The sequence below is a fragment of the Porphyrobacter sp. CACIAM 03H1 genome (assembly GCF_002215495.1).
Lineage (GTDB): Bacteria > Pseudomonadota > Alphaproteobacteria > Sphingomonadales > Sphingomonadaceae > Erythrobacter.
Window position 1 is genome coordinate 1778030 of record NZ_CP021378.1, and the last position, 22445, is coordinate 1800474.

The 22445-nt window shown below is 65.9% G+C and carries 25 protein-coding genes; 19 read left to right on the forward strand and 6 right to left on the reverse strand.

Annotated elements, in window-relative coordinates:
* Positions 1-215: 215 nt before the first annotated feature.
* The 5 genes from CBR61_RS08490 (at position 216) to CBR61_RS08505 (ending at position 3937) form a co-directional block, all read left to right on the forward strand.
* Positions 216-425, forward strand: a complete 210-nt coding sequence (locus tag CBR61_RS08490; protein ID WP_088915538.1) for a ParD-like family protein — start codon at positions 216-218, stop codon at positions 423-425.
* A 1-nt stretch (position 426) separates the two neighbouring features.
* A complete protein-coding gene (map, locus tag CBR61_RS08495; protein WP_088913967.1) occupies positions 427-1215 on the forward strand; it encodes a type I methionyl aminopeptidase in 789 nt (262 codons plus the stop codon).
* 43 nt (positions 1216-1258) lie between these two features.
* Positions 1259-2323 carry a CPBP family intramembrane glutamic endopeptidase gene (locus tag CBR61_RS08500; protein WP_199797423.1) on the forward strand — a complete coding sequence of 355 codons (1065 nt, stop codon included), beginning with the start codon at positions 1259-1261 and terminating at the stop codon, positions 2321-2323.
* 77 nt (positions 2324-2400) lie between these two features.
* Positions 2401-2793 carry a hypothetical protein gene (locus CBR61_RS16785; RefSeq protein ID WP_157696538.1) on the forward strand — a complete coding sequence of 131 codons (393 nt, stop codon included), beginning with the start codon at positions 2401-2403 and terminating at the stop codon, positions 2791-2793.
* Between the two features lie 181 nt (positions 2794-2974).
* Positions 2975-3937: an alpha/beta hydrolase gene (locus CBR61_RS08505; protein ID WP_088913968.1), complete on the forward strand. Its 963-nt coding sequence runs from the start codon at positions 2975-2977 to the stop codon at positions 3935-3937.
* A gap of 10 nt (positions 3938-3947) precedes the next feature.
* Here CBR61_RS08505 and CBR61_RS08510 read toward each other — a convergent pair whose 3' ends face one another.
* Positions 3948-4799 (reverse strand): NmrA family NAD(P)-binding protein, encoded by an 852-nt coding sequence (locus CBR61_RS08510; protein WP_233996674.1) that lies wholly within the window; start codon positions 4797-4799, stop codon positions 3948-3950.
* Positions 4783-5238, reverse strand: coding sequence for a nuclear transport factor 2 family protein (locus CBR61_RS08515; protein WP_233996675.1), 456 nt, complete (start codon positions 5236-5238; stop codon positions 4783-4785). The genes CBR61_RS08510 and CBR61_RS08515 overlap by 17 nt, the downstream gene beginning before the upstream one ends.
* Before the next feature lie 57 nt (positions 5239-5295).
* Between CBR61_RS08515 and CBR61_RS08520 the strand changes: the two genes are divergently transcribed.
* Both CBR61_RS08520 and CBR61_RS08525 read left to right on the forward strand, forming a co-directional pair.
* On the forward strand, positions 5296-5916 hold the full coding sequence (locus CBR61_RS08520; protein WP_233996676.1) for a TetR/AcrR family transcriptional regulator: 621 nt from the start codon (positions 5296-5298) through the stop codon (positions 5914-5916).
* Between the two features lie 47 nt (positions 5917-5963).
* Positions 5964-6488, forward strand: coding sequence for a DUF4269 domain-containing protein (locus CBR61_RS08525; protein ID WP_088913970.1), 525 nt, complete (start codon positions 5964-5966; stop codon positions 6486-6488).
* A gap of 79 nt (positions 6489-6567) precedes the next feature.
* On the opposite strand, the gene CBR61_RS08530 is transcribed toward CBR61_RS08525, so the two are convergent.
* Entirely contained in the window at positions 6568-7677 is a 1110-nt protein-coding gene (locus CBR61_RS08530; protein WP_088913971.1) for an aldo/keto reductase, read from the reverse strand.
* A 94-nt stretch (positions 7678-7771) separates the two neighbouring features.
* Here CBR61_RS08530 and CBR61_RS08535 point away from each other — a divergent pair, with 94 nt between their 5' ends.
* Entirely contained in the window at positions 7772-8659 is an 888-nt protein-coding gene (locus CBR61_RS08535; RefSeq protein ID WP_088913972.1) for a LysR family transcriptional regulator, read from the forward strand.
* A gap of 59 nt (positions 8660-8718) precedes the next feature.
* Here CBR61_RS08535 and CBR61_RS08540 read toward each other — a convergent pair whose 3' ends face one another.
* Positions 8719-9624: an SDR family oxidoreductase gene (locus tag CBR61_RS08540; protein WP_088913973.1), complete on the reverse strand. Its 906-nt coding sequence runs from the start codon at positions 9622-9624 to the stop codon at positions 8719-8721.
* Between the two features lie 99 nt (positions 9625-9723).
* Here CBR61_RS08540 and CBR61_RS08545 point away from each other — a divergent pair, with 99 nt between their 5' ends.
* Complete coding sequence (locus tag CBR61_RS08545; RefSeq protein WP_088913974.1) at positions 9724-10548, forward strand: helix-turn-helix transcriptional regulator; 825 nt, start codon at positions 9724-9726, stop codon at positions 10546-10548.
* Positions 10549-10650: 102 nt separating this feature from the next.
* Here CBR61_RS08545 and CBR61_RS08550 read toward each other — a convergent pair whose 3' ends face one another.
* Positions 10651-11619 carry a sterol desaturase family protein gene (locus CBR61_RS08550; protein WP_088913975.1) on the reverse strand — a complete coding sequence of 323 codons (969 nt, stop codon included), beginning with the start codon at positions 11617-11619 and terminating at the stop codon, positions 10651-10653.
* Between the two features lie 140 nt (positions 11620-11759).
* On the opposite strand from CBR61_RS08550, the gene CBR61_RS08555 reads away from it, so the two are divergent.
* The 3 genes from CBR61_RS08555 to CBR61_RS08565 all read left to right on the forward strand — a co-directional run bounded on the left by CBR61_RS08555 (position 11760) and on the right by CBR61_RS08565 (position 15274).
* Positions 11760-12428 carry a TetR/AcrR family transcriptional regulator gene (locus CBR61_RS08555; RefSeq protein ID WP_088913976.1) on the forward strand — a complete coding sequence of 223 codons (669 nt, stop codon included), beginning with the start codon at positions 11760-11762 and terminating at the stop codon, positions 12426-12428.
* A gap of 191 nt (positions 12429-12619) precedes the next feature.
* The gene (locus tag CBR61_RS08560) at positions 12620-13729 is read left to right on the forward strand and encodes an AraC family transcriptional regulator (RefSeq protein ID WP_199797424.1); all 1110 of its coding nucleotides are present in this window, start codon (positions 12620-12622) and stop codon (positions 13727-13729) included.
* 63 nt (positions 13730-13792) lie between these two features.
* Positions 13793-15274: a S41 family peptidase gene (locus CBR61_RS08565; RefSeq protein WP_088913977.1), complete on the forward strand. Its 1482-nt coding sequence runs from the start codon at positions 13793-13795 to the stop codon at positions 15272-15274.
* Here the strand turns inward: CBR61_RS08565 and CBR61_RS08570 are convergent.
* Positions 15271-16104, reverse strand: a complete 834-nt coding sequence (locus CBR61_RS08570) for a LytTR family DNA-binding domain-containing protein (protein ID WP_088913978.1) — start codon at positions 16102-16104, stop codon at positions 15271-15273. The genes CBR61_RS08565 and CBR61_RS08570 overlap by 4 nt on opposite strands.
* A 116-nt stretch (positions 16105-16220) precedes the next feature.
* On the opposite strand from CBR61_RS08570, the gene CBR61_RS08575 reads away from it, so the two are divergent.
* The 7 genes from CBR61_RS08575 to CBR61_RS08605 all read left to right on the forward strand — a co-directional run bounded on the left by CBR61_RS08575 (position 16221) and on the right by CBR61_RS08605 (position 22402).
* Entirely contained in the window at positions 16221-16703 is a 483-nt protein-coding gene (locus CBR61_RS08575) for a DUF2141 domain-containing protein (protein ID WP_088913979.1), read from the forward strand.
* A 14-nt stretch (positions 16704-16717) separates the two neighbouring features.
* Entirely contained in the window at positions 16718-18142 is a 1425-nt protein-coding gene (locus CBR61_RS08580) for a carotenoid oxygenase family protein (RefSeq protein ID WP_088913980.1), read from the forward strand.
* A gap of 259 nt (positions 18143-18401) precedes the next feature.
* Positions 18402-18866, forward strand: a complete 465-nt coding sequence (locus CBR61_RS08585) for an ROK family protein (RefSeq protein WP_088913981.1) — start codon at positions 18402-18404, stop codon at positions 18864-18866.
* 18 nt (positions 18867-18884) lie between these two features.
* Positions 18885-19712 (forward strand): class I mannose-6-phosphate isomerase, encoded by an 828-nt coding sequence (locus tag CBR61_RS16790; RefSeq protein WP_157696540.1) that lies wholly within the window; start codon positions 18885-18887, stop codon positions 19710-19712.
* 169 nt (positions 19713-19881) lie between these two features.
* Positions 19882-20691, forward strand: a complete 810-nt coding sequence (locus tag CBR61_RS08595; protein WP_088913983.1) for a DUF1838 family protein — start codon at positions 19882-19884, stop codon at positions 20689-20691.
* 125 nt (positions 20692-20816) lie between these two features.
* Positions 20817-22037, forward strand: coding sequence for a class I SAM-dependent methyltransferase (locus CBR61_RS08600; RefSeq protein ID WP_088913984.1), 1221 nt, complete (start codon positions 20817-20819; stop codon positions 22035-22037).
* Positions 22034-22402: a hypothetical protein gene (locus tag CBR61_RS08605; RefSeq protein WP_088913985.1), complete on the forward strand. Its 369-nt coding sequence runs from the start codon at positions 22034-22036 to the stop codon at positions 22400-22402. Before CBR61_RS08600 ends, CBR61_RS08605 begins: the two co-directional genes overlap by 4 nt.
* Positions 22403-22445 lie beyond the last annotated feature (43 nt).

The window sequence follows — 22445 nt, forward strand, 5'->3', positions numbered from 1 at the left end:
CCTTTGGCCGCGGAGCGCTCGCACCGCCGCGCGCGCCCGACTGGAAACACCAATCTAGCCAGAGCCTGAACGATCGACGGCTATGCCACGTGCAGTGCAGGAACAGGGCTCACCGGCTTGCACAGGGTCTTCGGGCAAGAGCTGCCAGAGACGCGGATCGGGTTGACCGCGTTATATACGAAGCGTATACGATCCGTACACAAGTGGAGGTCGCTTTGGGAATAGTCAAGATCGACGACGCACTGCACGAAGAGGTGCGGCGGGCCAGCGCCGTGATGTGCCGGTCCATCAATGCACAGGCCGAATTCTGGATGAAGATCGGCAGGCTTGCCGAGGCCAGTCCGACACTCACGTTCAACGAGATCATCAGCCAGCAACTGGCCAGCGTCCAGGTGCCCGAACCCGACGAACGTGCGGCGGCCTGACATGGTCAAGACGCCTGACGAAATTGCCCTGATGCGGATATCAGGACGCCTGTTGGCGTCGGTTTTCGAGATGCTGGACGGTCTTGACCTTGCAGGCATGTCGACCCTCGAGGTCAATGACCTGGTCGAGCGGTACATCACCGTCGGCCTTGCTTCCCGCCCCGCCAGCAAGGGTCAGTACGGGTTTGCCTTCGTGCTCAACTGCTCGCTGAACGATGTCGTTTGTCATGGTGTGCCTGATGCGAACGAGATCATTCGTGACGGGGACATCATCAACCTGGACATCACGCTGGAAAAGCACGGCTATATTGCGGACTCGAGCAAGACATGGGTCGTGGGAAATGCGTCGGGGGCTGCGAGGAGGATTGTCCGGATCGCCAATGAGGCGATGTGGGCCGGCATTCGCCAAGTGCGTCCGGGCGCCCGGCTCGGAGATGTGGGCTTCGCCATCGAAGCGCATGCGAAGAGAAATGGCTGCTCGGTGGTCAGGGACTACTGCGGTCACGGGATCGGCCGCGAGATGCACGAGGAGCCGCAGGTCCTCAATTTCGGCCGTCCGGGCACCGGCATGAGGCTTTGCGAGGGCATGGTCTTCACCATCGAGCCCATGATCAATGCCGGTCGGCGGCACGTGGTCACGGACGATGACGGCTGGACCGTGAGGACACGCGACGGACGCCTGTCTGCCCAGTTCGAACACACCGTGGCAGTGACCTCGGACGGGGTCGAAGTGCTGACGCTGAGGACAGACGAGGCGGCCTTGGTCCGAGCAATGGACGCATCAGCTTAGACATGGACGATCGTCCCTGACCGCCTCCCGAGGCACATGGGACTTGTCGGCGAACCGCATGACCGGCCTTTGCGGGGCAATGGGCGGCGCAGCCGGGCGCCATGTTCACGCAATCTGCGTGCGCCAGCAGCCGCCCATGCGCGGGATCATTCAGCAAAAGAACGAAAGCTGTCTTCTTCGGCCTGACAGGTCCGGCGAGGCGTCTGGCCTGCCTGCCGGGGTCGAATATCATCGGGTCTATGCCGTCGGAAAGCGCCGCATCATCCGGGGCATGGCCGCGATTATCCTCCTGTTCGCGGGCCTCATCGGTCTAGCGCAGGCATGCCTTGCCGGCGCCTCGGCAATCGACAGCCAGCTTTTGGGACGGACCGGCTTCACGCCCCTGCAGCATGCCGCCGGGGCGCTCTCGCTCGGCCTCCTCATTCCCTACAGCATGCTGCTCCAGCGCTGGCTCTATGGGGTCCCGGCGAACACCTTGCATTCGGTCGAAGGCCGCTTCCGCTTCGGCGTTTTCGGCCGCGCATTGATCGTATTTGGCCCCATGGTGCTTATTGTCATGTCCGTCGGCTTTCTTGCGCCTGATGGCCGGGTTCCATGGAGCACCGCCGACCTCATTGCGTTTTTCATCATCGGCATGACGTTCACCCCGCTGGCTGCCGCTGGCGAGGAATATGGAGTGCGTGGCCTGATGTTCCGTGTGATCGGTAGCTGGACCCGCGGTTCCCGTTCAGGCGCAGTCCTCGGTATCACGCTTACGACCGTCCTCTTCTCGCTCTTCCACGGCAGCCTCGACCCTTACATCCTTGGCTCCTATCTGGTGCTCTTCGCCGCATTGGCGATCATCACTTGGAGGACGGGTGGCCTTGAGATCGCCGTGGTGCTGCACGGCGTCTACAATGTCAGTGGCCTTGTTCTTGCCACGACGCTCCACATGGATCTGGGAGGTGATCTTGGCAGCCGCGGCGAGATTGTCGGCACGCCTGCCAACCTGGTCCCGAGCGCAGGGCTCGCGATCATCACCGCGGTCATCTGGTGGACCACGCGCGTGTCCGGTCCCCCGCGGACACCGGCGCTTGCAAGCGAGCGATCCGAACGGGCGGGCTTGTGAGCTTTCCGACGAAGGTGGCCATAACCGGCTTGTAGTCGTCGCGTGGCAAGCTCTCGCACGAGAACCTGGAGTTTGTGATGTCCATTACCGAAACCGCTGGCGAACACTCGCGAGTGAAGGTCGAGGAACGCGTCATTCCCGTGCCCGTCTCGATCAGTCCCGAAGCGCAGGCGCGGTTGCATGAAGCTGTCGGACCGGACGGCCTCCCGCAATCAGCCCCGCACTTCGCGCTTGAAGAAGTAGTGAAACACGAAATGGGCGGGCGAGACGACCATCACGAGTTCCCAGCCCTGGGCACCGAGCGCGTTCAACTGATCGGTATCCATGGTTTCGGTGAAAAGCTTGTATTCCCATTGCATGGTCTGATCTCCGTTTGTTGCGGAGTCCGGACTTGGGTCGACAGCCACGACGCGCAACACCGCAAATCCCGGACCGTGCCGGTGTTGCGGCGATCCGCCTCCGGCCAATGAGCCGCCGCCGGACGCAGGGCCGTGCTGCGCAAGCCCCGCCCGGTAAGGCGCAGCAAGAGCGAGACTGCGCGCCCTGCGCCTTGTCGTGCGGGCAAAGCATCATGCCTTGCGCGGTTAGCTCCGCTGTCCTGCACCTGCTAGACGTGACAGCCAGCAGCACACCAGCGCCGACGGGGTTTTCATGAACAAGCCTGCCATCATCCTGGCCTGTGCTGCGGCGCTTGCTCATCCCGCCGCAGCGGGGACAGCCCCTGCGGAAGTTCCGATCGAGGCACCCGGGCCACAAGGCGCGCTGGCGGGAACGATGGCGCGCAGCATCGAGGGCGAAGGACCGGTTGCCCTGATCATTCCGGGCTCCGGCCCGACCGACCGCGACGGAAACAGTCCTATGGGGATTGCGGCGGCAAGCTACCGCCTTCTGGCGCAAGGGCTTGCGGCAAACGGCATCACCACCGTGCGCATCGACAAGCGCGGCATGTTCGGCAGCGACGCGGCGGTTGCCGACGCCAATGCCGTCACGATTGCCGATTACGTGTCCGACATCGCCACGTGGGTGCGCCGGACCCGCGAGGAGACCGGCACCCCGTGCGTCTGGCTGATCGGGCATAGCGAAGGGGGGCTTGTCTCGCTCGCGGCGGCGCAGGAGGTCCCGGGGCTGTGCGGCCTCGTGCTGATCGCCGCCCCCGGAAAGCCGATGGGGGAGGTGATCAGGGCACAGCTTCGTGCCAACCCTGCGAACGCGTCCCTGCTCCCCGCAGCCGAGATTGCGATCGATCGCCTGACAGCTGGCGAGAAGGTCGAAGCCGAGACCCTGCCGCAGCCGTTGCTGCCCCTGTTCGGCCCGGCGGTCCAGGACTATCTGATCAGCGCCTTCGCGCTTGATCCGTCAGAACTGGCGAAGCGCGCTGATCTGCCGATGCTCATCGTGCAGGGGGGCAAGGATCTGCAGGTGCCCGCCGAGGATGCCAGAAGGCTGGCGGCGGCCAATCCGTCCGCCGTGCTCGAGATCCTGCCTGACGCCAATCACGTGCTGAAGGACGTCGCGGGAAGCAGTCCGGCGGACAACCTCGTCACCTATGGCAACCCGGACCTCCCGCTCGCCGAAGCTGTCGTCCCGACGATAGCGGGCTTCATACGCCGCTGAGACTGGGCTGTTAAGCCAATGGCGAGGCGAATACGGCACGCTGATCTTCGAGGAAGTCTGCAAAGCTGTGCGGGGGCCGTCCCGTTATCCGCTGCACCTCATCGGTGGTCCGGTCCTCGGCGCCATGGGCAATGGCCTCGTCCATGCGGGCAAGCGTGAGGGCATAGGCTTCGGGAACACCGAAAGTGGCGTAGCGCGAGGCCAGTTCGCACACCGACAGCCGGCAGTGCCGGACGGGCCTGCCGATCCGGGCGCTGATCGCCTGCGCCACCTCGTGATAGGTCAAGGCCTCGGGACCGGTGAGCACATAATCACGCGAAGCAAGCGCCGGATCAGCCAGGGCTTCCACCGCCACGGCGGCGATGTCCGCGGCATCGATGAAAGGGACGCGCCCGTCCGCTGTCGCGGAATAGAGGCACCCCTCGTGCAGCATCGACGGCAGATGCTGGGTCGTGAAATTCTGCATGAACCAGCTCGGACGCAAAACCGTCCAGAGCGGCGCATTGGCGGCAAGCCACGCGTGAATTCCCCCCATCATCGGGCCGCCGGCCTCGAGCGACGAGGCGCTCAGCAACACCAGCCGGCCGGGAACCTGTAACACCGCCTGCTCCAGGAACGGGCGGATAACCGGCAGCTGCTCGGTCCGGTCGGTCGGAGCGACCATATAGACGGCGCCGATGCCCTCGAGCGCCGGGCCGTGGGTCGCAGGGTCGGTCCAGTCGAACCGGATCTGATCGGCCGAGGAAGGATTTCGCGTTGCGATCCGTGCCTCGATCCCGCGAAGCGACAGCTGCCGGGCGACGAGCTGGCCGGTCTTTCCCGTGCCGCCGGTGACGAGGACCCGATCAATCACGACCGGCATCCACGCTTACCAGTGCATCGACATACGCCGCGCCCTTCGTTGCGCGCAGCACAGCGATCGGGTTCCAGTAATCGCGATAATGGGTGATGCGGCCGTTTTCGGTACGGACCACCGAGATATAGCGTTGATCATAGGGCTCGCCCGTTTCCACACCGTAACCGAAGCCGTCGAACTCGATGATGACGAGGTCCTGATCGGTCGAGGGATGGACGGTCGGCGCGCCCATCCGGTCGAAGGCGATGAGGCCTGCCGCCCTTTCCAGATGGCGCGCGACAGCGTCCCGGCCCTCGAGGCGAAGGGGCAGACCGGGCAGTGCATAGGGAAACTCCATCACCGCGTGTTCGGCCATCATGTCGATGAAGGAGCTGGCGCCCTGTTCAACTCGGTCGCCGAGTGCCTTGCGAAGCATGACCGAAAAGCTTTCAATATCATCACTCATGATCTATCTCCGATCCGTCGGAACGACTGCGTTCCGTCCATATGTAGGGGAATTTCGATGGAACGCAACCGTTCCGACGACATTGGTGCGAAGAGCCGCGCTCCGAGCGGCGCGGCCATCATGCGTGCTGACGTCACGGAGGCCCTGACGCGGGCGTTCTTCGAGGAATGGGCTCGCGCCGGCTATTCGGGCCTCGGCCTCGAGCGGGTTGCGCGTTCGGCCGGAGTGGGCAAGGCGGCGCTCTATAGGCGCTGGCCCGAAAAGCCGGCGATGGCGGCGGATCTTCTGTCGCGTGTCGGGCTGACAATTACCGATGTCGGCGACCAGGGCTCCCTCGAGGGCGATCTCGAGGCTTTGCTTCTCGCGCTTCGCAGGGTGCTCCGGTACCCGCTGACCCGGCGGATCATCACGGACCTCAGCGCCGAGATCGAGCGAACGCCTGCGCTCGGAGCGGCCGTTCGGCCATTCCAGCGTGCAAGACGCGAACGTATCAACGGTTTGCTCGATCGTGCCATCGCACGAGGCGAATTGTCGCCTGATGTCGACCGCGAAACGGCAGCCGATATCATCGCTGCACCACTTTACTGGCGTCTGGCGGTTGTGGGGGGGCGAGCCGACAGGGATCATATTGCACGCCTTGCCCGAATGCTCGCAGCAGCGCTCCGCGCGGACGGATGATCCGCTACGGCCTGTTCGACCCGGCTTCATCCCGCTAGCCGTCTGCCATGACCAGACCGCATTATCTGGACGCGCTGCATGGGGTGGGGGTGCTGTCCTCACTGGCACGGTTCGACCCCCATGTCGCGGGTACGCCGCCGCTGGGACTGGACCTCGCCGACAGCGACATAGACGTGCTGTGTCACGCGCCGGATCCAAAGGAGTTCACGATCGCCGTACGGGCTGCTTTCGGCAACCATCCGGGTTTCGCAGCCCGGCAATGGGTCTCAGGCGGACGCCCGGTCATCGCCAACTTCGAGGCTGAAGGTTGGACATTCGAACTCTTCGGATCCCGGCAGCCGACCGAAGAGCAGATTGGCTGGCGTCACTTTCGCATCGAGCAGCGACTGCTTTCGATCGGCGGGGAAGCGCTCCGCACCCTGGTTATGGACGAGCGGCGCAAAGGCCTGAAGACAGAGCCTGCCTTTGCCGCAGTCCTCCACCTTTCCGGCAATCCTTATGAAGCCCTGCTACGCCTGGAAACATGGTCGGACGAGGCACTGGCTGACGTGCTTTCGTGGTCCATCGCGTGACTGCCAGAACATTGCCGGGTTGATTTGCCCGGTCCAGCGATCTGATGTGGCGCAGGCCATCGCGATGGTCGCGCTCGCTTCAGCCTCGGCTTCTGACATCGGCCCCTCCGAAAACGACGTGGTTTCTCGCAGGCGCGCGCGCGAGGCTGTAGAGAATGCTCTCGCTGCCGACGCTCACCTTGTCGAGGGCGGTGAGCTGCTCTGTAGATAGCGCAAGGCCAAGGGCATCTGCATTTTCGGTGACCTGCGCGGGCCGGCTGACGCCCATCAGCGTGGAGGTAACACCCGGTCGGCCGATGACCCAGGCGAGGGCCACGCGCGCGGGTGTCTCTCCCGTCTCGGTCGCAATGCGCTTCACCTCGTCCGCTATGCGCCAGTTCCGGTCGGTGAAGAGCATGTCGCCGAAGGGATTGTCGCCATCAAGCCGCCTTTCGCTTGTGGGGCCGTCACTCCCGTCGCGGGCCCCCTCATTGGGGACGCCGCTCTTGCGTGAACCGGCCGCCTCGACGGCCGCACGATCATATTTGCCGGTCAGCAGGCCATAGGCGAGCGGGCTCCAAGGAATTAGGCCCATGCTGAATGCTTCTGCGAGGGGAAGGTGCTCGCTCTCCACGGTCCGATCAGCAAGGGAATAGAAATACTGCAGTCCGACCGGTGCGGGCAGACCCCGAACCGCTGCAAGGGTCGCGAGCTGCGCGACGTACCATGCAGGCGTGTTGGAGATGCCCCAGTACCTTGCCTTGCCGGTGCGAATGACGTTCGCCATCGTCCGCAGAAGTTCTTCAGCCGGTGTGATACCGTCCCAGACATGGATCCAGTAGAGGTCGATGAAATCGGTCCGCAGGCGCTTCAGGGAAGCTTCGATCGAGGCGTTGACGTGCCTTGCACCATTCCCCCCGGCCAGCAGGCCCCGGCCGTTCGAAAACCCTGATTTGGTCGCAAGCACGATCTCGTCCCGCAAACCTCTTTCCGCGATGAAGGACCCGACGATCTCCTCCGACTGCCCACCGGCATAGACATCGGCGGTGTCGATGACGTTGCCGCCCAGTTCGATGTATTTTTCCATGACCGCGCGGCTGCCGGCCTGGTCGAGGCCCCAGCGGGGGGTGCCGAAGGTCATCGTCCCCAACGACAGCGGACTGACGAGCAATCCCGATTGGCCAAGCGGCCGGTATGTGCGCAGGTTCATGGCAGGTCCCTTTGTGTCCGGCGACCATGTAGCTATGGAAACAGCATGACATCAGGTACTGATGACCGCATGGGTTGCTGAATGGAATTCATGAGTGGACAAGGACATCTGGGCCGGACTGTCGGTGTTTTCCGAGATCGCCGAGTCAGGGAGCTTCGCAAGGGCTGCCGCGCGCCTCGGCGTTTCGCCGTCCGCCCTGAGCCATGCCATGCGCTCGCTCGAGACGAGGCTCGGCATCAGACTGCTCGATCGCACGACCCGCTCGGTCTCTCCGACCGCAGCGGGTGAGGCGCTGCTCGCCAGCCTGCAACCGGCGCTGGCATCGGTTGAACAGGTGCTCGGCGCGCTGGATGCCGACCGTCACGAGCCGGCGGGCACCATCCGGGTCAATGCCCACCGCCCGGCGGCGGTCTATGTGGTCATGCCGCGCCTTTCGCGCCTCGCTGAAATCGCTCCCGGGGTAAAGGTCGAGCTCGTCGTCGATGACGGCATGGTCGATATTGTTGCCGAGCGCTTCGACTGCGGGGTTCGCCACGAGGGCAAGCTCCAGCAGGACATGATTGCGTTGCGGATCAGCGAGCCCATGCCTCTGATCTTCGTGGCCTCGGCGGGCTACATTGCGTCGCACGGCGTGCCTGAAGGCCCGGACGATCTCGGCAGCCATCGCTGTGTCGTCTATCGCCACACGACCTCAGGCGTGGTGCACCGCTGGGAGTTCGAGCACGAGGGCAAGCGCATCGAGAGATCGGTCGCAGGCGCATTTGCGACCAACGATGTCGATCTCATGCGCGATGCGGTCCTCGCAGGCCTCGGTATAGGCTGCCTCCTTCGCTCCCAGGCCGAGCCCTTTCTGCGGTCGGGCGAATTGGTGGAGTTGCTGCCGGGCAGGGCGCCCCCGCTGCCTGCCAATTATCTCTATTACCCCAGCAGACGTCAGCCGACCGCGGCATTTCGCGCGTTTCTCGGGGTGATGCGTGAATGAGCACCGCGGTGGCCGAGCCGTCTCGCCAAGAGGGCTTGCTGCCTCCCTTTCAGCATCGGTCAGGTTGCCGGCGCTACAGGCCCGTAATCCATGGCCTGCAAATCGGCGATCAGACCCGGACCCCTCGGCTCCCAGCCAAGCCTTGCCTTTGTCCATTCGTTCGACGCTGCACCGTTGCGGCCGATGAACAGCGCCAGCCAGCCGAAATGGGCTTCCGCCTCTTCGGGTGAGAGGGAGACCAGCGGAAGGTCGAGATCGGCGGCGACAGCGCCGGCGATCTGCCGGAAAGGGACGCCTCGCTCGCCCACCGCATGATAGGTCTCGCCGCGCGATCCGCGCTCCAGCGTTGCGGCGAACATCTGCGCGACATCGCCGACATGCGCCGCCGCCCAGCGATCATCGCCTGTGCCGACATAGCCAACAAAGCCCGAAGCGCGGGCGTGGTCGATGTAGAAGGTGATTAGGCCCTGCCTGACCGGATCATGCACCTGGGGAAGCCGGACGATCCGTACATCCACGCCCGAGCTTAGAACCGCCCTTGCGGCCTGCTCGGTCGCCACGCGCGGAATGGGTGCGCCTTCGTTGAACACGGCTTCGAGCGCGGGCTCGCCATCGCCGCTGTCACCGAGCACGGTGGCGGAGGTGACAATGAGGGGCCGGTCAGATCCTTGCAACACTCCGCCAAGCGCGGTGATCACGCGGCGGTCCTTTTCGCAGTTCGCCGCATAGTTCGCAAAATCATGGTCGAATGCCGTGTGAATGACCGCTTCAGCCTGCGCGGCACCACCCATAAGGCTTTCGAGATCCTCGATTGTCCCGAAGTGTGGGCGGGCTCCGGCAGCCTCTAGCTGGTGCCTGCCGCTTTCGGAGCGTGTGAGCCCCACAACCTCATGCCCTGCAGCCAGAAGTTCCGGAGTTATCCGCGAGCCGACGAAGCCGGTCGCACCTGTAAGGAATATTCGCATGATGAGCCTTTCACGATGGTTGCGAAGGGTCCTTCAGCGTACAAGACATCTCATTAAAGTGGTGACGTTATCATGTTATAACTTTCAACTGGGACGCCGATGACGGAAAGAAGCAGCACAACCACACCGCTCGGGGCTTTCCTGCGGGATCGCCGGGCACGGATGGATCCGGCGTCCTTCGGCTTTGGCGGCCGGCGGCGCACTCCGGGCCTGCGCCGGGAGGAAGTGGCGCAGCGCGCCAATATCTCGCCGACCTGGTACACCTGGCTCGAACAGGGACGGGGCGGGTCGCCGTCCGCCGATGTGCTCGACCGTCTGGCCAAGGGACTGATGCTGACCGAACCTGAGCGCGAGCACCTGTTTCTGCTTGCCCTCGGGCGGCCACCGGCGGTGACCTATTCGCGGCCCGATCATGTCACGCCGCGGCTGCAACGGGTGCTTGACGCCCTGCCGAACAGCCCGGCGATCATCAAGACGGCCACCTGGGACGTGATCGCGTGGAACGCTGCGGCGGCCCGGCTGCTCACCGATTACGGCAGCCTCCCTCGCGAGGAGCGCAATGTCCTACGCCTGATCTTCACCAATCCGGTCGCCAGAACTGCACAAGATGACTGGTGGAATGTCGCCAGATATGTGGTCGGCGCTTTCCGTGCTGACGCGGCCCGCGCCGGAGCGGGCGCGGAAATCAAGGCCCTCGTCGATGAACTGAGCCGCATCAGCCCCGAGTTCGAAAGCCTCTGGCGTGAAAATGATGTTGCATCTCATGCCGATGGCATGAAGCGCCTGAGGCATCCGGAACACGGGATTATCGAACTCGAGTTCTCGGCGTTTGCCGTCGAGGGTCGCCCTGACCTTGGGATGCTGGTCTACAACCCCGCGACACCGGAGGCGGCACGCCGCGTGGCAGAACTCCTGTCCGCATAGAAGCATGGCCGCGCCAGCGCCGGCGTGAGTGCGTGAGTTCGAGAGCACACCCATAAAGTTGGTCACAGCGGTCGGATGGAAGCCCACTCGGAGGCGGCTTCATCAGCGATAGAAAGCTTCGCCGCGATAGCCGTCGAAGCAGGCGTCGGGCGCGCGCTCCGCAGCCGCGCGAGCGACGATAACTTCGGTCGTGTCGTGTTCCCCATCGTGGCTCCAGCCCGGCGGCTTGACGAGATAGAGCAGCCGGTCGCGCCAAGTCGGCGCCGCTTTCAGCCGCCCCCAAAGCCACTGCGCGCCCGAGGTCTGGATGTCCCAGATCCGCCTGCTTTCGAGCTGGCTGACCAACCCGAAGGTGGGCATCTCCTCCTCGGGCTGCCACGTGCCGAACAGGCGGTCCCAGATAATGAGGGTCTGGCCGTAGTTCTTGTCGAGATATTTGGCCTCGGTGCCGTGATGGACGCGATGGTTGGCAGGGGTGGCAATCCAGCGCTCGAGCGGCCCCATACGGTGGACCAGCCTCGTGTGATTGAAGATCCCCCACAGGTTGCCGAAGAACTTAGCCGCGAGGAACATTGCCGGATGGACGCCAAGGATCGCCAGCACCAGGAAGGCGGGGGACATCAGGCCGCCTAGGCCGAGAAGCGTGCCGCGACTTGCAACCAGCAGGTTCATCTCGCGGCTGGAATGGTGGGTGGTGTGGATGGCCCAGAACAGACCCGTGCGGTGTGCGATCCGGTGATCGACATAATAGGCCAGATCGTTGAGCAGCAGAGCCAGCAGCCAGCCCCACCAGACGAAGGGGATCGTCCAGAGCCGGGCATGCTCGAACAGAACCACGTATGCGCCGATGAAGAGGCCACCGAACAGCAACGCTTCCCCGATCGCCAGAACCGTCGAATTGAGGACATTGGCGCGCGCGTCAGCCTCATCCCAGTGATGCCGCTCCTGGAAAAGGTAAAGCAGGCGCTCGGTAAGCATCATCGCCATGTACGTGCCGAAAGCGATCCAGAAACCCGAGCCATCGCCCATCTTGCGGGCGACCGTCGCTAACAGCTCGAACACCTGATCCATCTGTCATTGCCCTCGCGAATGGTTCGAGGAACGCGGCTCCAGCGATAGCATGAATACCCTCCAGCCTTGGGCGACGGCGGTTAGCGCTCGCATTCTCCGCATGCTGTGCTAGTGTATTTCATTGACTGAAAGGGTTGTCAATGAATGATGCGGTCAGCGACGAGGGCACGGCTTCGCGGCGACCCGGCGCCCGGGAGCGTCAGCGGATCAGAACCCGCACCGCGGTGATCGATGCGGCGATCGAACTTTTCGCGCAGCGGGGATTTGACGGCACCAGCCTGCCGGCGATTGCGCAGGCGAGCGGGGTCCCCGTGCCGCTCGCCATGTATCACTTCGGCTCGAAGGAAGGGCTCTGGCGGGAAGCCGTTGCGCTTCTGTGCGGCCGGGTGGAAGAGCACATTCAAGGATTTGCGTCCCAGCTTGCTGGCGCGCAAGGTCTGGAGTTCTACCGGATTGCGGCGCGGGCGCACATCACGGCGCTGGCGGCGCACCCCGAATACATGCGCATCCTGTTTCAGGAGGGGACCCAGCACTCGGACCGGCTCGAATGGCTTGTCGCCAACCATCAGAGCCGGTTGAGCGCCATGCAGATGGCGGTGATCCAGCGCGCGCAGGCCGAGGGGCTTTTTCCGCCGATGGACCTGGTCCATGCGAAGTTTCTCGTCTCGGGAATGTTCTCCCTGCCAATCGTGCTGGCGCCCGAATACAGCATTGCAACCGGGGCAGACAGTCTGGCTGCGGACTTCATCGAGCAGCATATCGACGCTTGTCTGCGACTGCTGTTTCCGAACGCATTCACCCGCGAATAGGGCGATTACCCGGCACAGAGCGACTGCTGTGCCAACTCCGAACATCGGATGGGTTGCGTCTCCTGACGCCGCAGATTTGCACATGGCCCCACAGTCCGCATCTGCTTGCGCGCGCAAGCCCTGCCGCATCGTGAACCGCCGACAGTGATTTGATAATTGCAGTACCGTCGGCAATCCGGCACCCTTTCTCCATGGAGCTGTTTTTCGGTTGGCGCTCGGCGGTGCTGCTGTGTGCGGTGCTCGTGATCATTCCGATCACCGTGGCCTTGGCGCAGAGCGCGCTCAACCGGGCCGCCAACCGCACGCTCGCGCTGCTGCTGCTGGTGCTGGTGGGAGTGATCACCCCGTGGATGATCGGCTTTGCAGGATTTTATGACCAGTGGCCGTGGCTGACCTTCCTCCCCGTGGCGCTGCCGCTGTTCGTGCCGCCGCTCGCCTACCTTTATGCCCATGCGCTGATGCACGGGCGCTGGCCGCCCCGCGCGCGTCTGGCGCTGGTGCCGGGGGCGGTGCACTTCATGGTCATGTTCGCCGGTTTCTGCCTGCCGCTGGCGATGAAGCAGGACTGGGCCGATGCGAGCGCGCCCTGGATCAACGCGGCCGTGGCAATCGGTCTGGTGACCGGCTTTATCGCCGCGCTGGGCCTGCTGGCACGCGAATTCCGCCGCTACGCCGGCTGGCTCGGCGACCAACGCAGCGACGATGCGCGCTTCGCCACCCGCTGGCTAGCCCGCGCCATCGCCGCGCTGGGACTGCTGTTCGCGGGATGGGCGGGGTTCGAACTGGTCGATCTGGTCCACCCGCTCGGCTACGAGGGGCTGATGCCGCTCTATTGCGGGATCGCGGCGGTGACGGTGTTCCTCGCCATTGAAGGCTGGCGGCACGCGGCGCTGCCCTGGCCGGCGATGGCGCAGGACGCGCCCGATGCGCCGACGCCTCCCACGCCTCCGCCGGGAGGTCACGACTGGGCGGCGCTGGGCGCGCGCTGGCAGGCTGAGTTGCGCGTGGCGGGCGTCTGGCGCGAAAGCGACCTGACGCTCGCCCGCGCCGCGCGGCTCGTTGGCACCAACACCAGCTATCTCTCGCGTGCCTGCAACGAGGGGCTGGGGGTGAGCTTTTCCACCCTCGTCAACCGGATGCGCGCCGAAGCGGTGGCCGAGGCCATGGCCGTGGCGCCCGCTGTGGGCCTGCTCGATCTGGCGCTGGCGACCGGTTTCGCCTCCAAGGCGAGCTTCAACCGCGCCTTTGCCGAGCGGTTCGGCACCAGCCCCTCGGCATGGCGGCGAAGTCTCGGATCATGAAAATCGCGCACGATTGGCGGATGTGAGGCGACCGGAGGCGGGGCTTGTCGATAGGCGGGCGGCATGAACCGACGCCATTTTCTCTCCGCCCTTGCCGGAACCTCGCTTGCCGGGTTGCTCGCATCCCGCGCTTCCGCCGCCGCGCTGCTCGACCTGAGGCCGGGGATCGACGCCGATATCGACCTGTCGATCATCCGCGCGGCAATGGGCATTCACCCCGGCCTCTACCGCTTCCAGAGCCCCCGCGCGGCGGAACGCGGGCTGATCGCCTTCGAGGAAGCCTATCGCGCGGCCGCGGCGCGCGAGGACATGGCCGGAGCCTATCTCGCCCTGTCGCGCTATCTGACGACGCTGCGCTGCGGGCACAGCTACGCCAATTTCTTCAACCAGGACGACACGGACGTGCTGGCGCTGTTCGCGCAGAAGACCCGCCTGCCGTTCTGGTTCCGCTGGGTGGGCAACCGCATGATCGTCACCCGCGACACCGAGGGCCACGGGCTGGTGCCGGGCAGCGAGGTCGAGAGCGTGAACGGCCAGCGCGCTGCCGATCTGCTCGCCTCGTTGATGCCCTTGACGCGCGGCGACGGCAGCAACGATGGCAAGCGCCGCGCGCTGCTGAGCGTGCAGGGGCAGGAGGACTACGAGACCTTCGACATCTTCCAGGGCTTAGTCGCCCCTCCGGCTAGGGACGGGCTGCACCGCGCGGCGCTGCGCACGCCCGACGGGCGGCGTCTGACCCGCGAATTGCCAGCGATCGATCTCGAGCAGCGCCGTGCCGCCATGACCCGTGCTCCCGACACCGGCGATGCCCTGCGCTGGACCTGGGAGGAACGGCCCGACGGGGTGCGCCTGCTCACCATGCCCGGCTGGGCGATGTGGAACAGCACCTGGGACTGGCGCGGGTGGCTGGAGGAGCGGCTCGACAGTCTCGCGGGCGCGAAGGGCCTTGTCATCGACATCCGCGAGAACGAGGGCGGCGACGATTGCGGCGATCCGATCATCGCCCGCCTGATCGACCGTCCGCTGGCGGGCTGGCCGTTCGAGACACGGCTGCGCTTCACCGAGATGCCCGCGCTGCTGCGCGCGCATTCGACCACGTGGGACCGGAGCTTCTACGATCTGGGCGAGGGCGCGCGGCCGCTCGGCAACGGTGAGTGGAGCCCGCGCGAGGACGTGATCCAGAACGCCATCGACCCTTCGCCAAAGCGCATCGCCTGCCCGGTGGCGGCGCTGATCGGGCCGACCAATTCCTCGGCGACCTTCGGCTTCATCAATGCCGCCCGCGCGAGTGGCAGGGTGCGATTGTTCGGCGAGACCACCGGCGGCAACCGGCGCAGCATCAACGGGGGCGCCTTCCTGTTCGTGAAGCTGCCCTATAGCGGTATCGAATTCGACCTGCCGCTCAAGGGCTACATCGCCCGCCCGCCCCAGCCCGATCGGGGGATCGACCCCGATGTGCGGATGCCCTTCGATCCGGCGTGGATCGGCGCGGCGGAAGATCCGGTGATCGAAGCCGCGGCGGCGTGGTGCGCGGGGCGGGGCTAGCCCCAGCCTTGTTCGCGCAGACTTGCCTGCATGGCGCGACTGACCGGGACGGTGAGCCCGCCCTGCAGCGTCAGTGCGGCCTTGCCCTCGCGCCGCGCCAGCGTCTCCACCGCGCCGCGCGCCGCCCACCAGCTGCGGTGGACCCGCGCGCCTGCCGTCTCGGGCAGAAGCGCGCAGGCATCGGTCATGCGCATGAGCACGAGGTCGCTCCCGGCATCGGTGTGGATGCGCAGATAGTGGTCCTCGGCCTCGATCGCGACCAGCCGCGCCTGCCTGAGCCGCACCGGGAGCTTCTCGGCTATCAGCTCGGGCAGGGCGGGGAGCGGCGACGTGTCGGCGCTATGCGGCGCCGGCGCCGCTTCAGGCTCCGGCGCAGGTGCGGGCATGGCTGCGCTCGCCAAATCCGGCACCGCCGCGAGATGGTTGATCGCGGTCAGCACCAGCGCGATCACCAGCACCGCCAGCCAGAACTCGAAGACCACCACCGGTGTGATCGCGGCAAGGCCGAAAAACAGCGCGCTGGCGACGATCACCATGAAGCTGTGCGGGAACGAGATCAGCAGCGCCACGAGCACGATCTCGCCCGCCCGGGTGCCGGAGAGTCGACCCCACGCGCCAACCATTTCCTGCACCGCCATGCCGATCAGCGAGCCGGGAAGAATCACCGCCGCCCAATAGGCCAACCGGTGGCTGAAGGGCGCAGGCCCCGTCCCCAGCGCACCGAGATAGGCCAGCAGGAAAGCCGCCGCGAGCCCGATCACGACCCCGCGAACCGCCCGGCGGCGCAGGCGCGATGCATTTGGCGAAGCGTGAAATGCAGGCTGGTTCATCTCGCGTATCCGGCGCGGCAGCTGGCGAAAGTCGGCGCGACGCCGTGCCTTAGCGATGGCATCGGGGGTTTCGCAAGGCCCGCTTCGGCAGGGCCGGGATCAAGGAGACACGACACATGCACACCCGCCTCATCACTCCGCTTCTGATCGTTGCCGCCACACTGCCGCTGGGCGGATGCGCCATCTCGATCGGCGACCGCGGCGCCCCCACGCCTGCCGCCGCCGCGCCGGCGCGGGCTGCAACGCTCGTGATCCGCTTCGAGGGGATCGAGACCCCCAAGGGTCAGATCATGCTGAGCGTCTTCGACAATGCCGCGGCGCACGACCAGAACGGCGGCCCGGTGCGCGTCGCTGCCGTGCCGGTCGAGGGCACCACCGCCCTCGCCACATTCGAGGGCCTCGCGCCCGGCGACTATGCGGTCAAGGCGTTCCACGACCTCGACGGGGATGGCAAGATGGGCAGCAATCCCTTCGGCATGCCGCTCGAGCCTTTCGCCTTCTCGAACGACGCCAAGGCGCAGGGCGGCCCGCCGCGCTGGGAGGCCGCGCGCTTCCCCGTCGCCGCAGGGGCTAACGCCGTCCGCATCGCCATCAAGTAAGGGAGCTAGGGACCATGCTCGACCGCCGTGAACTGCTCCGCCGCGGAATGCTCGCTGCCGGGGCCGCTGCCATGCCCTCCATGCTCGCCGCGCAGATCAAGCCGGCTGCGGACTGGACGCTCGGCCTCACCGATGTGCTGGAGGACATCGCGCCCCGGCCGCTCACTCGGCTCCACGGCAGGGCGCCTGCCCTCACGGGCACGCTCTACCGCAATGGCCCCGCGCGCTTTCGGCGCGGGGCCAGCAGCGTCTCGCACTGGTTCGACGGCGACGGGCTGGTGCGCGCCTGGCGGATCGCGGGCGAACGCGCGAGCCTGGCCGCACGCTTTGTCGACACCCCCAAGCGGCGGATCGAGGAGCGGCTGGGCGCCATCGTCCAGCCCGGTTTCGGCACCCCGGCGCGCTCCGGCAGCGAGCTTGGCGGGCCGGACGATGCCAACGCCGCCAACACCCACGTGATCGCGGCCGGAGGCCAGCTACTCGCGCTATGGGAAGCGGGATCGCCCTTCGCGCTCGACCCCGAGACGCTGGCGACGCGCGGCCCCGTGACCTTCCGGCCCGACCTTGCGCAGATGCCCTTCCTCGCCCACCCGCGGGTCGAGCCTTCGGGCCGCATCTGGAACATCGGCTCGGGCGGCGATCATGCCTTCATCTGGCGCCTGTCGCCCACCGGCCAGTTCGAGGCCGGCCAAACCATCCGTCTGCCGATGGCGAGCTACATGCACGATTTCACCGCCACCGCGCGGCACCTCGTGATCCTGTGCCAGCCTTGGGTGCAGACCTCGTCGCACGTCCCCTATATCCAAAGCCTTGAATGGCAGCCGGAGCGCGGCGCCCGTGTGCTGGTGATCGACAAGGACGACCTCACCAAGCGCCGCGAATACGAGCTGCCGCCGCTGTTCTTCTTTCACCTGGGCGATGCGTGGGAGGAGGCGGACGGCACGATCCGCTTCGACGGGTGCTTCCACAAGGACCCGGTCTTCCCGATCCTCGGCGCTTCGGCGCTGGTCGAGGGGCGGCACGAGCATGGCGAGATGCCCGCGCTGACCCTTGTCACCCTGCGGCCCGATGGCCGCGCCGACCTCGCTCCGGCCGGGATCACTGCAGAGTTCCCCCGAGCCGCCCCGGAGATAGCGGGACTGCCGCGCAGCCAGACGGTGTTTGTCGGCGACTATGGCAACGACCGGCCCTTCGCCCGCGTGGTCGGCATCTGGGACTGGGACAGGGGCCGCGCCGACCGCTTCGACTTCGGAGCGCAGCAGCTGGTCGAGGAATTCGTGCCCGCAGGCGATCACCTGATCGGTACGACGCTCAACCTCGCCGCAGGCGCGAGTGAGCTCCACGTCTTCGACGCCCGCCGCATCGCGGACGGCCCTGTCGTTTCATGGCGCAGCGATGTCGCCCTGCCGCTGACGTTCCATGGCAGCTGGGTAGCGTGACAGAAAAGGGGAAGGGTGCCTCCAATTCGCGCGGGTTTGGAAGTCTCTGCGAGGTTGATGGCCTCTGACCGATTTCGTTCATGGGCAGAAGCGAGCTGCGTCCCCCCTGATTCAAGGGGCGGCTTTCGGGATGTCTGGCCCTTCGGGCACTAAAGCATGCTGGACTAGTAACGCTGCTCAAGCGGAAGCATCGCCGCGCCAATTGCACAGGCATCGTGGCTGGTCCGCGAGGCAATGATCCGCGGCAAGGGGCGGGGCGATTGTCGTGGACGGCACGGTGCTGCCGGCATTGCTGCACCCCGAAATGGGACATATCGCGCTCCAGCGTCTGCCCGGCGATACCGCGCCATCGACCTGCCGGTTTCACGACAATTGTGCCGAAGGGCTCACGGCCGGCCCCGCGATCGCCGCCCGTTTCGGCGCGTCGCTCGACACCTTCGCGCCCGAGGCGCCGGAATTCCTCATGATCGCCGATTACATCGGACAATTGTGCTGCCAGCTGGTGCTGACACTATCGCCGCAACGCATCGTTCTGGGGGGAGGCGTTTGCAAAGCCCCCGGCATCATCGGCGCAGCGCAGCAAGCAATGGTCCGGCATCTCGGGGGATATGCCCCTGATGCGGTGGCGCGGCCGGATTATCTGGCAGCGCCGGGTATGGGCGAAGATGCCGGGATCACGGGCGCGGCCCTGTGTGCTGCCGACCATCTTCCTGAGGGCGTGTGAGATGGAGGGGCGGCCCGGATGACGATCCTCGAACGCTCGCTACACGAACGACCCTGGGGCAGAGAAGACTTGCCTTCGGCCTATCAAGCCGACGGGCGCAGGATCGGCGAAGTGTGGCACCAGCATGCCGATGCGCGCTTGCCGGTGCTCGTCAAATCCATCTTCACCTCCCAACGACTGTCGGTGCAGGTTCACCCCGACGATGAAGCGGCACGGCGAGCGGGGCTGTCATCGGGCAAGGAGGAGTGGTGGCTGGTGACGGCTGCCTCGGCGGATGCCGTCCTCGGCATAGGCCTGAAAGCCCCCGTTGCAGCCGAGGCGCTGCGTTTCGCGGCGCTCGACGGTTCGATCATCGACCTGATGGAATGGTTCCCGGTCCGGGCTGGCGACTTCTTCCACATCCCTCCCGGCACCGTTCATGCCATCGGCCCCGGCGTGGAGATCATCGAAGTCCAGCAGAATGCCGACGTCACCTATCGGATATTCGATTACGGGAGGGGTCGCGAACTGCACCTCGATGCCGGCCTTGCGCTGGCGAGGCGCTTGCCTCACCCGCCGGAATTGCGCGGACGTCTGCCAGATACCGGTTTCGATGCCGAAGCGCCCCGGTTGCTTACGAGCTGCCCGCATTTCACCGTGTGGCAGGTCAAGGCAGCCGCACTTGCCGCGCTGCCGAAAGGTCCAGGTTGTGCCGCTGGCCGGGCAGGTGGCGGTTGCGGATCGGATCATCGGCCCCGGACGGGTAGTGTGGTGCGATCCCGCAGATCTGGGTCAGGCCTCATCCGATTTTGCCTGTCTTGTCATCTGCGACCACGCGCGGAACTGACCACGGCCGCGCGTTTGTGAGCAGGTCTCCAGCGCCAGCCTCTGCGCCGGGGTGCAGGAAGGGGGCTTGCCATCCGGCATTTGTCCGGACAAATTGCATGATTGAAACCGCACAGGAGCGATCATGCTGTATTCGTCCCCAGTCGTCAGGCGCTCTCTTGTTCTCGTCTGCTCCGCCGTGGGACTGGCAATGGCCGCTCCTGCCCTCCCGCAGGGCGGGTCTGCCGCCACCACCGCCGCGAGCGCCGACAGCCGCGCCGCCGCGCCGGAGGAATTCCGCATGTGGATCGATGCGCGCGCGGGCACGGGCGAGCCGGTGCACTGGGTGTCGGAAGGGGCGATCTACGAATATCCCACCGGCAGGAAGCTGTTCGGCATGATCGGGTTCGATTCCAGCCGGGTGTTCTGGCCTGCCAAGCCGGGCGATCCGGTGGTGCACCTGACCCGCAAGACCTATGCCTACACCGATCCGGAAACCGGTGAGATCCTGACCGAGTACAACGGCCGGAAGGTCGACCCGATCGCCTACCCCTACCAGATGATCTCCTACCGCTACGAGAACGGGCGCATCTATGGCGACGTCGAACAGGGCGTTGCGCCCGCGGTGCAGAAGATCGAGGCCAAGACCGGCATGGCCTGGCGCTGGATGGGCAAGGACACGCTCGCCATCACCGCGCCGGTGTTCCTCGATTTTCCGCTCCCCGGCGGCGGGCGATACGAGGCTTGGGAGAACTACGACTTCTTCATCCACCGCGCCGGCACAAATGCCGAACCGCACCAGATGGCGTGGCAGCGGTATGGCGCGCTTCCGCCGTTCGCGGGGAAGGGGCAGGCGATCTACCACCTGCTTTCGTGGCGGGTCGAAAGCAATGCCGCCCTGCCGCCGCGCCTGCGCGCATGGGCGGAGCGGGAAAAGCCGATGTGGCTCAACCCCCCGCGCGATCTGGACGAGATCCGCGCGCTCCAGAAGGGCGAGGCGGTGCAGGGCTGGGCGCGCTGATTGTGCAGAGCGTCGTGCTTACCGTATGATCCAGATCAAGGACGCATCGCCCGAGGCTTGACAAACCCGCGTTCCACGTGAAATTTGTCCGGACAACTTTTCCGGCCCAGCCCAGAGGTGCCGCCATGGCCAAAGACCTGCCCCCGCCCTACACCGCGATGAGCCGCCATCCGATGATGCCGCGCACCTCCCACGACGAGGCGGCGCGCTTCAACTTCCTGACGCACTTCAACCGCTATCTTTCCGGTCCCATCGGCGGCGGCAACCGGCTGGCGTACGAAAAGCGGGTGCTGCCGGCCTTCCGGGCCGAGCATGGCCGCGATCCCGAGCACCGCTACGAGATCCGCGACGCGATGAACCGGGATCCGTGGCACCGCATGTGGTCGGCGCTCAAGCGCAATTCGATGGAGATGCGCCAGCACAACGGACGCCAGGTGGTGCTGCGCCAGCTCGACGAGCTCGATGCCATGGCGCGCCAGTTCAACGAGCATTCGGGGATGCTCGAGCTCGATCCCGCGATCGAGCAGCCCGAATACCAGACCGCCGTCGATATCCATTGCCAGCCCGGCGGCTATCACGGCGAGGAGCGTGCCGGAGACGTGACGGTCGGGGCGAACTACGATGTCGGCCTGTTCGCGACCACCGGCGGCGCGCTCGGCGGACTGAACGACGGCGGCGGGCAGGCGGTGGTCGGCTGGATCAGGTCCGAGCGGCCCGACTGGAAGCCCCGCCGCATCCTCGATATCGGCTGCACCATCGGCCACAACGCCGTGCCGATCGCCCAGGCCTTCCCCGATGCCGAGGTGATCGCGATCGACACTGCCGCGGCCTCGCTGCGCTATGGCGCGGCCCGGGCGGCGGCGATGGGGGTGAAGAACATCCGCTTCGTCCAGGCCTCGGGCGAGGATCTGTCGCGCTGGGCCGACGGGCATTTCGATTGGGTGCAGACCACCATGTTCCTGCACGAACTGTCGGCGAAGTCGATGCCGCGCATCCTCGCCGAGGCCAACCGCGTGCTCGCGCCGGGCGGGCTGATCCTGCACATCGAGCAGCCGCAATATTCTGACGAAATGCCGCTGTTCGAGCAGTTCATGCGCGACTGGGACGCGTTCAACAACAACGAGCCCTTCTGGTCGGCGATGCACGGACAGGATCTCAAGGAGGTGATGGCGAAGGCCGGCTTCCCGCGCGATTGCCAGTTCGTCGCCGGGGTGCGGGCGGTGGTCGATCCGGAGATCTTTCCGCCGTCACCCGACGCGGGCGAGGAAGACTATGGCCGCGCCGCGATCTGGAACGCCTACGGCGCGTGGAAGCCGCTCGCGGGCGAACAGCAGGTGGCGGCATGAACGCGGGCGAGGGCCCGCTCGACTGGGTCGCGCTCTCGGGTCGCCGCGCCAAGGGCAAGCGTCCCGACTTCTTCGACAACCCCGCGCTCGACCGGCTCTATTCGACAGTCTTCGCGCTCGCCGCCGAAGTTTCCGCGCTGCGCGAGCGGCAGGACACCATCGAGCGGCTGCTCGATGCGAAGGGCACGCTCTCGCGCGAGGACATCGAGAGCTACGTGCCCGATCGCGAGGCAGGCGACGAGCGGGGGATGGCGACGCGCGCCTACATCGCGCGGATCATGCGCGGCTTCCAGCAGGAGGTCGAGGCGATGGAAGCACACGATCCGCCGATCATGGACATCGTGGACAAGCTTTCGCGCGAATAGGGATCACGGCGCGGACGGGGCGCTGAAACGAGGGGGTCACAGC

Coding starts and splice junctions, on each gene's coding strand:
- CBR61_RS08560 (WP_199797424.1), top strand. CDS start 12,620: ATGGAGCTGTTTTTCGGTTGGCGCTCGGCGGTGCTGCTGTGTGCGGTG.
- CBR61_RS08565 (WP_088913977.1), top strand. CDS start 13,793: ATGAACCGACGCCATTTTCTCTCCGCCCTTGCCGGAACCTCGCTTGCC.
- CBR61_RS08525 (WP_088913970.1), top strand. CDS start 5,964: ATGACCAGACCGCATTATCTGGACGCGCTGCATGGGGTGGGGGTGCTG.
- CBR61_RS08530 (WP_088913971.1), bottom strand. CDS start 7,677: ATGAACCTGCGCACATACCGGCCGCTTGGCCAATCGGGATTGCTCGTC.
- CBR61_RS08550 (WP_088913975.1), bottom strand. CDS start 11,619: ATGGATCAGGTGTTCGAGCTGTTAGCGACGGTCGCCCGCAAGATGGGC.
- CBR61_RS08515 (WP_233996675.1), bottom strand. CDS start 5,238: ATGAGTGATGATATTGAAAGCTTTTCGGTCATGCTTCGCAAGGCACTC.
- CBR61_RS16790 (WP_157696540.1), top strand. CDS start 18,885: ATGACGATCCTCGAACGCTCGCTACACGAACGACCCTGGGGCAGAGAA.
- CBR61_RS08605 (WP_088913985.1), top strand. CDS start 22,034: ATGAACGCGGGCGAGGGCCCGCTCGACTGGGTCGCGCTCTCGGGTCGC.
- CBR61_RS08505 (WP_088913968.1), top strand. CDS start 2,975: ATGAACAAGCCTGCCATCATCCTGGCCTGTGCTGCGGCGCTTGCTCAT.
- CBR61_RS08540 (WP_088913973.1), bottom strand. CDS start 9,624: ATGCGAATATTCCTTACAGGTGCGACCGGCTTCGTCGGCTCGCGGATA.
- CBR61_RS08570 (WP_088913978.1), bottom strand. CDS start 16,104: ATGAACCAGCCTGCATTTCACGCTTCGCCAAATGCATCGCGCCTGCGC.
- map (WP_088913967.1), top strand. CDS start 427: ATGGTCAAGACGCCTGACGAAATTGCCCTGATGCGGATATCAGGACGC.
- CBR61_RS08510 (WP_233996674.1), bottom strand. CDS start 4,799: ATGCCGGTCGTGATTGATCGGGTCCTCGTCACCGGCGGCACGGGAAAG.
- CBR61_RS08600 (WP_088913984.1), top strand. CDS start 20,817: ATGGCCAAAGACCTGCCCCCGCCCTACACCGCGATGAGCCGCCATCCG.
- CBR61_RS08580 (WP_088913980.1), top strand. CDS start 16,718: ATGCTCGACCGCCGTGAACTGCTCCGCCGCGGAATGCTCGCTGCCGGG.
- CBR61_RS08520 (WP_233996676.1), top strand. CDS start 5,296: ATGGAACGCAACCGTTCCGACGACATTGGTGCGAAGAGCCGCGCTCCG.
- CBR61_RS16785 (WP_157696538.1), top strand. CDS start 2,401: ATGTCCATTACCGAAACCGCTGGCGAACACTCGCGAGTGAAGGTCGAG.
- CBR61_RS08575 (WP_088913979.1), top strand. CDS start 16,221: ATGCACACCCGCCTCATCACTCCGCTTCTGATCGTTGCCGCCACACTG.
- CBR61_RS08555 (WP_088913976.1), top strand. CDS start 11,760: ATGAATGATGCGGTCAGCGACGAGGGCACGGCTTCGCGGCGACCCGGC.
- CBR61_RS08545 (WP_088913974.1), top strand. CDS start 9,724: ATGACGGAAAGAAGCAGCACAACCACACCGCTCGGGGCTTTCCTGCGG.
- CBR61_RS08595 (WP_088913983.1), top strand. CDS start 19,882: ATGGCCGCTCCTGCCCTCCCGCAGGGCGGGTCTGCCGCCACCACCGCC.